13 protein-coding genes are annotated in these 12,655 nt (G+C 64.9%); 3 read left to right on the top strand and 10 right to left on the bottom strand.

Going from position 1 to position 12,655, the window contains the following annotated elements; all coding sequences use genetic code 11:
- Positions 1 to 114 precede the first annotated feature (114 nt).
- From AABA84_RS25320 to AABA84_RS25280, 9 genes are all read right to left on the bottom strand, one after another.
- Positions 115 to 633, bottom strand: coding sequence for a hypothetical protein (locus tag AABA84_RS25320; RefSeq protein WP_338313565.1), 519 nt, complete (start codon positions 631 to 633; stop codon positions 115 to 117).
- A gap of 2 nt (positions 634 to 635) precedes the next feature.
- Positions 636 to 1,364, bottom strand: a complete 729-nt coding sequence (locus tag AABA84_RS25315; protein WP_338313564.1) for a hypothetical protein — start codon at positions 1,362 to 1,364, stop codon at positions 636 to 638.
- Between the two features lie 11 nt (positions 1,365 to 1,375).
- On the bottom strand, positions 1,376 to 2,488 hold the full coding sequence (locus AABA84_RS25310) for a tetratricopeptide repeat protein (RefSeq protein ID WP_338313563.1): 1,113 nt from the start codon (positions 2,486 to 2,488) through the stop codon (positions 1,376 to 1,378).
- Positions 2,489 to 2,514: 26 nt separating this feature from the next.
- Complete coding sequence (locus AABA84_RS25305) at positions 2,515 to 2,955, bottom strand: hypothetical protein (protein ID WP_338313562.1); 441 nt, start codon at positions 2,953 to 2,955, stop codon at positions 2,515 to 2,517.
- A gap of 1,010 nt (positions 2,956 to 3,965) precedes the next feature.
- Complete coding sequence (locus AABA84_RS25300; protein WP_338313561.1) at positions 3,966 to 5,483, bottom strand: L,D-transpeptidase family protein; 1,518 nt, start codon at positions 5,481 to 5,483, stop codon at positions 3,966 to 3,968.
- A gap of 535 nt (positions 5,484 to 6,018) precedes the next feature.
- Complete coding sequence (locus AABA84_RS25295; protein ID WP_212247083.1) at positions 6,019 to 6,981, bottom strand: acetyl-CoA carboxylase carboxyltransferase subunit alpha; 963 nt, start codon at positions 6,979 to 6,981, stop codon at positions 6,019 to 6,021.
- A 320-nt stretch (positions 6,982 to 7,301) separates the two neighbouring features.
- Entirely contained in the window at positions 7,302 to 8,261 is a 960-nt protein-coding gene (gene xerD, locus AABA84_RS25290) for a site-specific tyrosine recombinase XerD (protein WP_212247082.1), read from the bottom strand.
- Positions 8,262 to 8,337: 76 nt separating this feature from the next.
- On the bottom strand, positions 8,338 to 8,745 hold the full coding sequence (locus AABA84_RS25285) for a nuclear transport factor 2 family protein (protein WP_338313560.1): 408 nt from the start codon (positions 8,743 to 8,745) through the stop codon (positions 8,338 to 8,340).
- 46 nt (positions 8,746 to 8,791) lie between these two features.
- Positions 8,792 to 9,829 carry an SDR family oxidoreductase gene (locus AABA84_RS25280; protein ID WP_338313559.1) on the bottom strand — a complete coding sequence of 346 codons (1,038 nt, stop codon included), beginning with the start codon at positions 9,827 to 9,829 and terminating at the stop codon, positions 8,792 to 8,794.
- 106 nt (positions 9,830 to 9,935) lie between these two features.
- Here AABA84_RS25280 and AABA84_RS25275 point away from each other — a divergent pair, with 106 nt between their 5' ends.
- Entirely contained in the window at positions 9,936 to 10,532 is a 597-nt protein-coding gene (locus tag AABA84_RS25275) for a TetR/AcrR family transcriptional regulator (RefSeq protein WP_038951268.1), read from the top strand.
- Between the two features lie 16 nt (positions 10,533 to 10,548).
- On the opposite strand, the gene AABA84_RS25270 is transcribed toward AABA84_RS25275, so the two are convergent.
- The gene (locus tag AABA84_RS25270; protein WP_014439243.1) at positions 10,549 to 10,695 is read right to left on the bottom strand and encodes a hypothetical protein; all 147 of its coding nucleotides are present in this window, start codon (positions 10,693 to 10,695) and stop codon (positions 10,549 to 10,551) included.
- Positions 10,696 to 10,866: 171 nt separating this feature from the next.
- On the opposite strand from AABA84_RS25270, the gene AABA84_RS25265 reads away from it, so the two are divergent.
- On the top strand, positions 10,867 to 11,490 hold the full coding sequence (locus tag AABA84_RS25265; protein ID WP_212247081.1) for a shikimate kinase: 624 nt from the start codon (positions 10,867 to 10,869) through the stop codon (positions 11,488 to 11,490).
- A complete protein-coding gene (gene aroB, locus AABA84_RS25260; RefSeq protein ID WP_338313558.1) occupies positions 11,487 to 12,635 on the top strand; it encodes a 3-dehydroquinate synthase in 1,149 nt (382 codons plus the stop codon). Before AABA84_RS25265 ends, aroB begins: the two co-directional genes overlap by 4 nt.
- Positions 12,636 to 12,655: the final 20 nt, after the last annotated feature.

The following is a 12,655-nucleotide window of genomic DNA, read 5'->3' as shown; positions in this document are numbered from 1 at the left end:
ACGGCCGAGCTGTCAGTCGGGCCGTCGCCATTCGAGGGCCGCTGAAGAAGCGGCCACCTCAGGGTGACGGTCAGAGATTGTCGATCGAGGGGGACCGGCACGAAAGTCGAGCGGTTACTTCACCGCCCCAAGGCCGCCGCACCTTTCAATGGCGGCCCGCCAGCCGGCCGCATCGATCTTGGGAAGTTGGTAGCTCGTCGTCCTGCTCGAAATCGTCAGCGGCGACGCTCTCTCCATCAGGCCGAGCAGGCGCGCCTGGGCCCGCTTCCAGCGCTTGCCGAACAGCTCCGGGTCCTGCCTCGAGTAGCCCAGATCCCATTGGACGAAATTGGTCGCGTCGTCGTCTGCCGAAATCTCCTCGAATTCGCCAATGAGCTTGATTGACTTGCTGCCGTTTCCGATCGTGATCGTCGCCTTTCCGGCGCGGCCGGCCTCGCCGGGATATCTTGCATGCAGGCCCAGAGCGCGTCCGCAGCCCAGCACGAACGTCACCTTGCCCTGATCCCTGTAGCTCAGCGAGGGAAGATCGCGATTGTCGAATTCCAGCTTCCAGCTTCCCGCAGTCGCGAGAGAGGGAGCCGTCAGGAGAGCCAAGGCAGGTGCAACGGCAAAGGCAAGGACGGCGGCCTTCATGGTCACGTCCTTCGCGGGTTCGGAACGATCTTGATGTGCCGTGCGATGGCTTTGAGCAGCTCCGGGTCCTTGACCGCGACCGGCGGCGGCGGCTTGCCCTCGAGGGCCTGGCCGATCGTATGTCGCTGGTCATCCCTGGCCGCGATCTTGTCGCGATGGAAGGCAACGATCTCGGCAAAGGGATAGTCCAGCTCCTCGGCCGTCAATTCGGCGGTCAGCGCCTCGGCGGCTTCCCAGCTCGATGCCCGTCGCAGCACGTCGAGCAGTAGCAGGCGGGTATCGATCGACGTGATCCGGGGCCCCTCGAGATGACGGGCGGCTCTGAGGCGGAGTGCAGCCGCGTCGGACGGCCGGTTGCTGTCGTCGGCCACCCATGCCGCCGACAGCGTGCTCAGGAACGCCGATCTCCGTTCTCCGTCATAGGCGTGCTGCGCGGCGCGCACCAGGAAGCGGCGCGATACCGGGTCGGGCGCTGGGTCGAGCGAGGCGGCGCGGAATTCGGCGGTATCGAGGAAGCTCCGCGCCTTCGCGTCGCCCTTGTCGATGCTCGGGGCAACGTAGCCGCAATAGGGGCATTCCTGCAGCCAGCTTGCGATGGTCCAGCGGTACATTTTCGGCGGCCGCTGGTCGAGGTCGCGAGAGCCGAACGAGTTCGAGCTCATCAGCACGGAATGCTCGGAGGTCTTGCCGCAGCAATGGCATTGCAGCTTCCTGGTGTCGTAATCTGTCATCCGAGGTCCACCTACGCTCCCCATCGCTTTCGCAGATTGTCGCGAAACGTCTCCGACGCCTGGACCAGCGTCTCGAGCACGCCTCTCTGACTGCCGCCGTAGAGCACCTTCCGGTTGCCGGCCATGTCCAGGATGCTGCGACGAAAGATCGGCTTGCCGGCATCGAGGAAGGTCCGCAGCACCGCGAAGCCCCGCTCCAGGACCGGCTCGGCATCTTCCACCCGTTCGCGCGCATACCCCGTGGCGAGCTCCGCCAGGATCCAGAGCAGGGCCGCAGCGTCGTCTCCATAAGTCCGCTCGCAGATCTCCAGCAGCCGCTTCAGCAAAGGCTCGGCCTTCCAGAACTCTCCACAGTCGAGATAGGCCGATATCATGGCTTCGAGAGCCTTCTGAACCTCCAGGCTGTCCGCTCCAAATCGTTCCTCGATGATGTCGAGACCGGACGCGAAGGCGGTCGCGGCCTTGCGCAGACTCTCGAATTTGGTCCCGTGTCGCTGCAGTTTGCAGGAATTGGCATGGACGATGGCGGAGGTGAGCAGCGTCCGGGCCGCTTCCTCGCTTCTCTTCCCGAATATCTTCTCTTTCAGATGCAGGCTGCGCAGCAGATTCGTCTCGGCGTCCGCCCATTTCGTCAGGCGCGCGCCGATCTCGGCGAGCGTGTCGACGGCGGCGGCCACTTCGATGCTGACGGCGCCGTGGACCTTCTCGAGGATCGAGATGCTGCGCTCCAGAAAAGCCCTGGCGCGGGAATAATCCCCGGCGGAGGCCCATTTCCGGGCGATGGCTTCGCATTCCTCGGCGGCCTGCCAACTGTGCTCGCCGGAGAGCCTGGTCCTGATAGCCAGCCGCCGCAGCTGAAACGGCTCGACCAATTTGAAGTCGACGCGGCCTGCATGGCCGATCCATTCATCGAGGTCGCCCAGGATGGACTGCGGCCCATGCAGGCTCTCCTGGATCGAGATGCAGCGGTCGAGAAAGGGGATGGCTTCGACCGGGTCCTCGCTTCTGCAGATCAGCTTGATCAGCGTGCGCAGGGCTGTGACGACCTCGTCGCTGATCGGACCGTGGCGCTTTTCCAGCCCGGCGATGTGTCGAAGGTGGTTCTCTGCGTAGAAGGATGCCATGGACCGCTCTGTTCAACCTCCGCTGCTCAAAGCCGCATCCTGGCCAGTTTTTCGCCGCGAGTCCGGTTCGGTCGTGAGCCGAATGCCTTGCGGCACAGCGGCCCGAAGGCTTCGATGGATGCGAGGGCACCGGCGCCGACATCCGCGGGCCTGGCCTCGAAGGTCTTGACCCGCCCGTTCTGACCAACGATGGCGGTCACGTCGCAGAAGAAATCCTCGCGCCGCTCGCCTTGGTCGGCTGCCTCGAAGGTGGCCGTCGTCTTCATTCGCCAGTGATAGGCGCGGTCCTGGTCCTTGCGGCCGAAAGGGACGATCTGATCGGGGTGGCCGTATGTCTGCATCAGCTCGACGACGGCGGTGCCCCTGAAATCGTCGCGTGGTCCCGCCAGCGCGTGCTGGTCCGGAATTGCGACCGCCGACAGAACGAAAAGAAAAATCACCGTACGAAGGAAAGTGCGTTGCAGCATGCTTTTGGCTCTATCGGAGACAGTCGAAAGATATCTGATTACGTCCCGGCAACGCGGTTTGCACGCGCAACTTTCGGCCGAGCGAGAGCCGCTGGCGAACGATGCGGGGGGCCTTTCGTGATATTGCCGGATATCGCTTCTCGCCTTCGCTCTCCGAGCTACGGCTGACACTTCGCTGCTCCGGGCTGCAGGTTGCGCTCACCCGCTCCCCTTCTTCCAGTGTCAAACAGCCGACATGACATCGCGATCCCGCGGCGCTTTTCGCCCGGGTTTTGCTTCGCTTCTGGCACCCTTCGGAATCGGAAGGGCGCAGGGAAGGCCGGGTACCGGCTGGCACCCGAGGGCCCCTGTGCAATGATGCGTAGATAGACGCTCACAGGGGAGACACAGGTGCAGCCCGATAACCGGCCTTCCCTGCGCAGTGGGTTGACGGCTTATGTCGCGCTCTCCTCGGGGAGCGATGCACTCTTGCCCCCGTCGCCTCGCGAGATCGCTGATGTGCGCAACCCGGTCGGGCCCGCACACCACCGCGGAGACTTGACGCCAGCCTGCGGGCGCCAGGACCACACGATTTTGCCGTACGCAGCCAGCGTTGTCGTACCGCGCCCGCTGATCGCTCACGGGGACTACCCGCCCTGCGACCGCACCTGGCGCCAACACCGCCCGCGTCCACCGCAACTCACCCCACGAACCGTGACGATCGCGACCCGCCCTTTCCGGCAGGATGAGATGGCGAGGGAGTATAGGGTGTGTCGCGGTTCGGGTAAAGAGAATTATTTTAATCCGAAGGGACGATTGAATGGATCATCGTTCGGGCTGCGAACCCTGCTGATGCCGTCATCCTGAGGTGCGAGCAGCGCGGTGCATGAGCACCGCGTAGCGAGCCTCGAAGGATGTGCGGGCGAGCTGCCAGCCGGGCCGTCGCCCTTCGAGGGCCGCTGAAGAAGCGGCCACTTCAGGGTGACGGGGAGGCATGGTCGATCGCGAGAACAGGTGCGCGGTGTGCCCGCCTACTTCACCGCCCCAAAGCGGCTGTCGAACGAGTTCGACGAGATCACCGGCGCGGCGCCCATGATCTGCGTCGCTTCACCCGCACCATCCGCCACCGACGGCTTCAGCGCCGGGCGCGTTGCGGCGAGGCGGGTGTCGGGCTGCTTTGCCGGTTCGGCGGGCTTGGCGGCCACGGTCGCAGCCGGCTTCGGCGCGTCCTTTGCTGCTTCCTTGGACTTGTCATGCCCCGGCACGAACCGGGTCACTGCGGCCTTGAGCCGCGACGCTGCGGTCGGCGGCGTGGTGGTCGTGGTGGCCGGAGCGACGGATGCGGTGGCTTGCGGCGGCGGGGTGGTCGCTGTCGTGTCGGATGAGCCCATGCCCATCTTGCGGCCGAGGTTGGAGAAGAACCCGCCGGATTTCTCAGTCGTCGGCGCGGCCGTGGCGACGCGGGCGCTGGTCGCGGGCGCGCTGACGGCGACCACCGGCTCTTCCTGCGGCGCAGGCGCGGACGCCACGGAATCGAGGTTCGGCTTGGGCGGATTGACGTGGCCGGGGATCGTGCCCGGCGCCTTGGCCATCGCCAGCATCTGCAGCGTGGTGCCTTCGGCGCCTTCCGACAGGCCGGTCGAGCCTTCCGGAATCTTCGCGGCAAAGATCTTGTTCATGCCGCCGTCGATGCCGGTGTTCATGCGCGCCACCGGCGTGCCCTTGGCGACCAGCTTGGCGTATTCCGCCTCGTCCTTGGCCTGCTTGCCCCGCACGGCGGCGACGACGTCCTCGGGGATCACATAGGCCGGGCACTTTGCCGAGGCGTCGAACACCGGATCGCGCTTTGCGTCCGCGGGCTTCGCCGCGTCGAAGACGTACTTCTTCTCGCAGAAATCGACCTTCGGCTCCTGCCGCGTCACCTCGAAATGATCATAGCCTTCCTTGATCATCTTCCAGAACGGCATGTTCGGATTGTTCCGGTGCTTGGCCATGTTCACCGGCGTCATCTTGAACGGATAGGCCTGCAGCTGGAACGCCTTCTGGCCGCCGAAGAAGGATTCGCGCCCGAGCGAATAGATCTCCGCGATCTGCTCGTCCGTCATCGCGTAGCAGCCGCGCGAGGAGCAGTCGCCATGCACCATCAGCTGCGAGCCGGTGCGGCCGAGAGCCTTGTCGAACGCGTTCGGGTAACCCGTGTTGAAAGACAGGTAGTACGCCGATTGCGGATTCATCTGGCTCGGGTTGATCGAATAAAATCCCTCCGGCGCCTGGCGGTCGCCTTCGCGCACCTTCGGTCCGAGGTCGCCCGACCAGCGGCAGATCGGATAGGTCTTGAGCAGCGCGAACTGGCCGTTGCGGGCCTGCTTCCAGACCTCGAGCTCGGCCTCCTGCTTGAACAGGCGGACCAGGATCGGCGATTGCAGATCCATGTCCTTCTCGACCATCGCAGCCAGAAGCTTTGGCGGCACCGGCTGGTTGGCCTTGGCGTTGGTCGCGAGCGAGACCTGGTCGGTATCGCAGCCGGCCAGCAGGACGCTGGCCGTCATCAGCGCGACCGAAGCCAAAAGCGCGCGAGCAAGCGAACGAGAAATCAAGATGGACCCCACACCGTGCCGGGCATTGAAGCGCGAACCCCAATTCTGATGAAGCATGATCCGACCGGAGAACCGGACCCGTCGTGACGGGCTTTTTCAGCTCACGCCCCAGCGCTTATGCCCTGAAGCCATTGATTAAAATTCTAACCTCTGGGTCATGTGGTCGCAACCCGAGCGGGGATCACGAGCCCGTTGGCCCGTCGGCATGGTCAACGAAGACTGAATGGACGCGACTTGGGACGGAACTTGGGCTTCTTGGCCCATCTGGGACTCAGATCGCTGATTTGGGCAAAAAAAGGGTTAATGCGGGGTTACCGGGGGGCGGCTGGGCTGGCTCTCGTGCCCCGGACGCTGCGCAGCGCTCCTTCGGCGGTGCGCTGCAGAGCCGGGGCCCACGCCCATGCCGATCTCCGGAGCCTGCCGGGTCCCGGCTCTGCGGAGCAGCGCTAGGGCGCTGCACCGCGTCCGGGACACAAAAATCGCCGAATCAGCCCAGTTTCCGGCCGATATCGAGGAATTTCTGCCGGCGCTGCTTGCGGATGGCGTCGCCGTCGAGGCCCCGGAGCTCGTCGAAGGCCTTGGCGATGGCGTCGCCGGTGGTGGCGATCATGGCGGCGGGGTCGCGGTGGGCGCCGCCGACCGGCTCCTTCAAAATGCTGTCGATCACGCCGAAGCGGAGCATGTCCTGGGCGGTGATCTTCATGTTGTTGGCGGCTTCCTGCGCCTTGGTGCCGTCGCGCCAGAGGATGGAGGAGGCCGCCTCCGGCGAGATCACGCTGTAGATCGCGTGCTCCAGCATCAGGACCTTGTTGGCGGTGGTGATCGCAATGGCGCCGCCCGACATGCCCTCGCCGGTGATGATGGCGACGTTCGGCACGGTCAGCGCGATGCAGGCATCGGTCGAGCGCGCGATCGCTTCGGCCTGGCCCCGCTCTTCGGCGCCGATGCCGGGATAGGCGCCGGCGGAATCGGCGAGCGACAGCACGGGCAGGCCGAACCGCTCGGCCATCTCCATCAGCCGCACGCATTTGCGATAGCCCTCGGGGCGCGCCATGCCGAAATTGTGCTTGATGCGGCTCTCGGTGGAATCGCCTTTTTCCTGGCCCATCACGCAGATCGCTTCGCCGCGGAAACGGCCGAAGCCGGCGACCAGCGCCTCGTCCTCGCCGAACTTGCGGTCGCCGGCGAGCGGGGTGAATTCGGTGATCAGGCCCTTGATGAAATCGTTGAAATGCGGCCGCTGCGGATGCCGCGCGACCAGCGTCTTCTGCCACGGCGTCAGGTTCTGATAGAGGTCGGCCAGCGCCTGCGCCGCCTTGTCCTCGATCTTCCCGATCTCCTCGGAGATGTCGGTGCCGGACGCCGCCAGCGTCCTGAGCTCGTCGACCTTGGAGTCGAGCTCGGCGACGGGCTTTTCGAAGTCGAGATAGCTGCGCATCTGGTCTTGCATCAACTCAATATAGGGAGGACGGGGCGAGGCGGCGAAGCGGATTTAGACTGGCGGAAAGAAGTGTAGCTTCTTCAATGAGTTGACCTGTGTGCTGCGAGCGGGCCCGTCAAATCATGCGAAGGCCCCGGCTCTTTCTGCGGAGATGTGGCCGAAGTCAAGGCGGTTTCGGCCTCCGCCGTCGTCCCCGCCCACGCGGGGACCCATAACCACAGGGAGAAGTTTGGCGAAGATTGGCAGTGAAGAGGCCCTTCCGTAGGACTCACAGCGGCTGTCACAGATAGATCACGCGGTATGGGTCCCTGCGTTCGCAGGGACGACAGTCATTTCTCCGCCAGCGGGTGCAGGTCGCGCACGAGGCTCTTCAGCCGCTCCTCCACCACATGGGTGTAGATCTGCGTCGTCGAGATGTCGGTGTGGCCGAGCAGGGTCTGCACGATGCGCAAATCGGCACCATTGTGCAGGAGATGGCTGGCAAAGGCATGGCGCAGCACGTGCGGGGAGACCAGCCGCGCCTGCAGCCCCGAGGCGACCGCGAGCTCCTTGAGGTCGCGGGCGAAATGCTGGCGCGTCAGATGTCCGCTCTCGCCGAACGAGGGGAACAGCCACTTGGAAGCGGCGAGGCTGTCCTTCTTCTTCTCCGTCTTCGCAGCTTCCGTCGCCGCGAGATAATCGGCCATCGCCTGGCGCGAGGCCTCGTTGAGCGGCACCAGGCGCTCCTTGTTGCCCTTGCCGCGCACCACGATCATGCGCGCGTCGCGCTTGGCCGCCGAGCGCGGCAGCGCCACCAGCTCGGAGACGCGCAAGCCGGTGGCGTAGAGCACCTCGAGCAGGCAGTAGAGCCTTAAAGAGCGTAGCCGCTTCGACGGCGAGGCATCTTGCGCCTCGCTCAATTCCTTGGCGCGGCGGAGCATGCGGTCGACATCGGCGATCGACAGCACCTTCGGCAGGCCGCGGCCGCGCTTGGGGCCGGACAGGATCGCGGCGGGATCCTCAGCTCGGATGCGTTCGTTCAGCAGGAAGCGATAGAGATGCCGCATCGCCGACAGCCGCCGCGCGACGCTGGTGGATTTGAACCCGCGGGCATCGAGATCGGCGAGATAATCGCGCAAATTTTGCGTCTCGGCGTCGGCAAAGCTGTGCCCGACGCGGCCCAAAAATTCCGAGAAATCGGTGAGGTCGCGGCGATAGGCGTCGAGCGTATTGGGCCCGGCGCCCTGTTCCGCCGCGAGCATGTCGAGGAACAGGCCGGTGAGCTTGGCATCTGAGGGCTTGGTGCGCATGCCCGGGAGGCTAGCTCCTATTTCTTGAGAAACTCACCAGCAATGGGGAGCGGGCCCGAACGCTCTCGTCGAAATTCTAGGCCATTTCGCTGATCGCCGTCGCCTGCGACCAGACCACCATCCAACGCCCCTCGCGATGCTCGTAAGTGTCAGTGTGCCAATAGTCCGCAGGGGCAACGCGGTGGCCAGCAAAAACGATCTCCAGCCTGGCGCGATATCGGATCACGGCGTGATCGTTCTGCTGGCGGGCTGCGATCGCGCCGGGTTCCCACATCAGGTACTGGATCTGCCCGCTCTGGATCGCACCCAGATATTCGCCCTTGGAGAGCGGCATGCCGATGGGCGTTATCAACTGAAACTCCGGTGCATGAAGCGGCTCCGCCTGCGCAATGTCTCCCTCGACCAGCGCGCGCAGCCGGGCCCGTTCGGTGTTGCGGATGTGCTCGGCTTGCGGTGAGTCCGTGTCGGTCGCGTGCGTCGTCATTGGTGGTTCTCCAGTTCTGCAAGAGTGGGCGAGGGGGTCCAGCCGTCTACGGCGTGGCGATCAAGCGATGGTCGATCAGGCTTTGGGCGCTGGCCCGGATGCAATCCTCATCAGGCCGTGGTTGCCAGTTCAGCACGCGGTGCGCCTTGGCGGCGCTGACGCTGAGGTCGCGGTCGAGCTCATGCACGATCATGCGCGAGCGCCCGCTGAACGGGGCCAGCGCCCTCACCATCCAGTTCGGCACGTCCCCGCGCGGCAAGCGGGCCGCATAAGCCGGAAACGATGTCGCCAGCACCGCGGCCAAGTCCCTCAACCAGAAAAAACCTCCGCCGACGATGAAGCGCTCTCCGGTGGCATCAGGACAGGTCATCGCGCGGATATGGGCGTCGGCCACATCACGCACGTCCGCGACCGCAAAGCCAAAGCGCGGCACACGCTTCAACTTGCCGCTCATCATTTGCTGGATCAGTCCGACGGACGTGCCGTATTGCGGGCCGAGCAGCGGTCCGAAGATCATGCCGGGATTGATCACGCACAGATCGAGCCCGCTGTTCCGCGCAAAGCTCCACGCGGCCTGCTCGGCCAGCGTTTTCGATTTGTAGTAGGGCGTCGCCCGCGCGCTGGTCGGATCGGTCCAATCGTTCTCGGTGTAGGGAGGCCGGCCGCTACCGTGATTGGTGGCGGCAATCGAGGATGTCAGCACCACGCGTGCCACGCCGGCGTCATGGGCCGCGCGCAACACGCGGAGCGCACCGTCGCGCGCGGTCTGGATTAGCTCGTCTTCGTTGTCAGGCAATCCCGCCGGAAATGGCGAGGCCGTGTGAATGACATAGCGACAGCCCTTCAGAGCGTCGTCCCATCCGTCGTCGGAGCAAAGATCCGCCCGGGCAAAACTGAGCGCACCGGCGGCAGGCGCGGTCGCGCAAATCTGGCTCCGGATCCGGTTGCAGGCGTGCAGACTGCGGACGGTCCCGCGCACGCGATAGCCGCTCGCCAGCAGCTGGCTGGCGACATGGCCGCCGAGAAATCCGCCGACGCCGGTCACCAGGACCGTGGCGGTCGGTTGAGGAAGTTGAGAATCCATTTGATTTTTCAAGCTCTTGAGCTCCGGTCAAGTCGAATTGGACAATTAGATTGTAATTGTCTAATCGTCTTTTGACGAATTGGACTTGAACTGTCAATATGTCTCTATGAAAGACAGCGATCACAAGGCCGGAGCAATTCTCGAGGCGGCATTGCCGGTGTTCGTCCGCCACGGCTTCCGCAAGACGTCGATGGCCGACATCGCGCGGGCGGCGGGCATCTCGCGCGCGGCGCTCTATTTGAGCTTTGGCAGCAAGGAGGAATTGTTTCGGGCCGGGTCGGAGCGGGCGCATGCCAAGACGATGCGCAGCGTCGAAGCCGCGCTCGCCGGCGACGGCGACGTGTTCAGCCGGATCGAGCTGGCGATTGCAGCGTTCCAGCGCGATTTGATCGTGCCGTTCGCCGGCAGCGCGGACGCGGCAGAGCTGTTCGACGCCAATATGACGCTGGCCAAGGACATCACGCTGGCAGCACGCGCCCGGTTGGTGGCTTTGCTTGCTCGCGCACTGGCCGATGCGCAAGCGCGGAATGCGATCACCCTGGACGCTTTGAAGGCCTCGCCGACAGACCTCGCCGGCATCATCGTGGCGGCGATGGAAGGGATCAAGGAGGCGCAGGCCGCGGGCCAGAATCTTCTCGAAGATACGCAGCTATTCTTGCGCCTGCTGCGCCTCGCTTTGACGCGAAGTTCGCAGGGCGCCTGACGCGTGCAACCAACGTCTATTTCTTGAGAAACTTGTCCGGCGGGATCGTCACCGTCATTTCCCGCGACTTGGGACTGACGAAATTGGCCAGTGCGAAGACCACGCCATAGACGATGCCGGCGATCACGGCGACGACCGTCAGGAAGCGGAACAGGCTGGGCATCGTTCTGGGGTCTCTGCAGGGGACTGGCGGGCAAATTAACCAATGAAATCATCCAACATGTTCGCCGTTTCGTGGCAAGAGTCCACTGGCGAGGCCCCCTTTGGGGTCGTATAGGTGGCCAAAGCATGCCGCCTTTGGCGGCAAATCGAGCGAGATCCAATCGAGCGAGACATGTCCGACGCCGCCCTGCCGATACCAGCTTCGCCCGAAGCCGACATCCTGTCGGCGCTCGGGGCGCGCTCGATCGTGCTCGTCGGTATGATGGGGGTGGGCAAATCCACCATCGGCCGCCGCATGGCTCTCCGGCTCAAGCTGCCCTTTGTCGATGCCGACACCGAGATCGAGACCTCGGCCCAGATGAGCATCCCGGAGATCTTCGAGCGCCATGGCGAATCGTATTTCCGTGACGGCGAGGCGCGGGTGATCGCGCGGCTGCTCGACAGCGGGCCGGTGGTGCTGGCGACCGGCGGCGGCGCCTTCATGCGCGAGGAGACGCGCGCGCGCATCGCGGCGAAGGCGGTGTCGATCTGGCTCAAGGCCGACCACGACGTCATCATGCGCCGCGTGCGGCGCCGCGCCGACCGTCCGCTGCTCCAGACCGCCGACCCTGAGGGAACCGTGACGCGCCTCCTCACCGAGCGGGAGCCGGTCTATAGCCATGCCGACCTCACCATCGCCTCGCGCGACGTGCCGCACGACAGAATCGTCGAGGAGACCATCGAGGCGCTGCGCGCGCATCTCTGTGGTGAGCAAGCCACCCAACCACCTGCCGACGTTGCGAGTGCGTTAAGATGACTGCGCCGTTGAAACATTCCGATCCCGTCAAGGTCGAGGTCGCGCTGGAAAACCGCGCCTATGACATCGTCATCGGCCGCGGGGTGCTGTCCTCGCTCGGCGAACGCGTCGCAGCTTTGCGTCCCGGCGTGCGCACCGCGATCGTGACGGATCGCACGGTGGCAAAGCACTGGCTCGAGCCCGCCGAGGCTTCGCTTGCCGCCAGCGGCATCCCGACCTCGCGCATCATTGTCGAGGAAGGCGAGATCTCCAAGACCTATGCTGGCCTGGAGAAGGTCAGCGAGGCCCTGATCGCCGCCAAGATCGAGCGCAACGATCTCGTCGTCGCGCTCGGCGGCGGCGTGGTCGGCGATCTCGCCGGCTTTGCCGCCGCGATCCTGCGCCGCGGGGTCGATTTCGTGCAGGTGCCGACTTCGCTGCTGGCGCAGGTCGATTCCAGCGTCGGCGGCAAGACCGGCATCAACTCGCCGCAGGGCAAGAACCTGTTAGGGGCCTTCCACCAGCCGGTGCTGGTGGTCGCCGACACCGCCGTGCTCGACACGCTGTCGCCGCGGCAGTTCCGCGCCGGCTATGCCGAGGTTGCCAAATACGGCGTGCTCGGCGACGAGGCTTTCTTCACCTGGCTTGAAAAGAACCATTCCGACATCTTCAAGGGCGGCTCGGCGCGCGAGCATGCGATCGCGACCTCCTGCCGCGCCAAGGCCGGAATCGTCTCCCGCGACGAGCGCGAGACCGGCGAGCGCGCGCTGCTCAATCTCGGCCACACCTTCGGTCACGCGCTGGAAGCCGCGACCGGTTTTTCCGACCGCCTGTTCCACGGCGAGGGCGTTGCCATCGGCATGACGCTGGCGGCGCAGTTCTCGGCGAAGCTCGGCATGATCGGCGAAGCCGAGGCGGTGCGCGTCGAGCGTCATCTGATCGAAGCCGGTCTGCCGACGCGCCTGCAGGACATCGCGGGCTTTGCGCAGGAGGGGCTTGCCGATGCCGACGCGCTGATGGCCCTGATGGCGCAGGACAAGAAGGTCACGCGCGGCAAGCTCACCTTCATCCTGCTGGAGGCCGTCGGGCGCGCGGTGATCGCGAAGGATGTCGAGCCGGCCCCGGTGCGGGATTTTCTGAAAGAGAAGCTCGCGCAAAAGGTTTGATGCGCGATTGAACTTCTGTT

It is taken from the genome of Bradyrhizobium sp. TM239 (genome assembly GCF_036247985.1).
Taxonomy (GTDB): Bacteria; Pseudomonadota; Alphaproteobacteria; order Rhizobiales; family Xanthobacteraceae; genus Bradyrhizobium; species Bradyrhizobium ottawaense.
The sequence above is the reverse complement of the archived record's forward strand: the minus strand, read 5'-3'. Positions and strand labels throughout refer to the sequence as shown.

Bases quoted from the DNA above. Each gene is read 5' to 3' on its own strand.
- AABA84_RS25320 (WP_338313565.1), bottom strand. From the start codon at position 633: ATGAAGGCCGCCGTCCTTGCCTTTGCCGTTGCACCTGCCTTGGCTCTC.
- AABA84_RS25315 (WP_338313564.1), bottom strand. From the start codon at position 1,364: ATGACAGATTACGACACCAGGAAGCTGCAATGCCATTGCTGCGGCAAG.
- AABA84_RS25310 (WP_338313563.1), bottom strand. From the start codon at position 2,488: ATGGCATCCTTCTACGCAGAGAACCACCTTCGACACATCGCCGGGCTG.
- AABA84_RS25305 (WP_338313562.1), bottom strand. From the start codon at position 2,955: ATGCTGCAACGCACTTTCCTTCGTACGGTGATTTTTCTTTTCGTTCTG.
- AABA84_RS25300 (WP_338313561.1), bottom strand. From the start codon at position 5,483: ATGACGGCCAGCGTCCTGCTGGCCGGCTGCGATACCGACCAGGTCTCG.
- AABA84_RS25295 (WP_212247083.1), bottom strand. From the start codon at position 6,981: ATGCAAGACCAGATGCGCAGCTATCTCGACTTCGAAAAGCCCGTCGCC.
- xerD (WP_212247082.1), bottom strand. From the start codon at position 8,261: ATGCGCACCAAGCCCTCAGATGCCAAGCTCACCGGCCTGTTCCTCGAC.
- AABA84_RS25285 (WP_338313560.1), bottom strand. From the start codon at position 8,745: ATGACGACGCACGCGACCGACACGGACTCACCGCAAGCCGAGCACATC.
- AABA84_RS25280 (WP_338313559.1), bottom strand. From the start codon at position 9,829: ATGGATTCTCAACTTCCTCAACCGACCGCCACGGTCCTGGTGACCGGC.
- AABA84_RS25275 (WP_038951268.1), top strand. From the start codon at position 9,936: ATGAAAGACAGCGATCACAAGGCCGGAGCAATTCTCGAGGCGGCATTG.
- AABA84_RS25270 (WP_014439243.1), bottom strand. From the start codon at position 10,695: ATGCCCAGCCTGTTCCGCTTCCTGACGGTCGTCGCCGTGATCGCCGGC.
- AABA84_RS25265 (WP_212247081.1), top strand. From the start codon at position 10,867: ATGTCCGACGCCGCCCTGCCGATACCAGCTTCGCCCGAAGCCGACATC.
- aroB (WP_338313558.1), top strand. From the start codon at position 11,487: ATGACTGCGCCGTTGAAACATTCCGATCCCGTCAAGGTCGAGGTCGCG.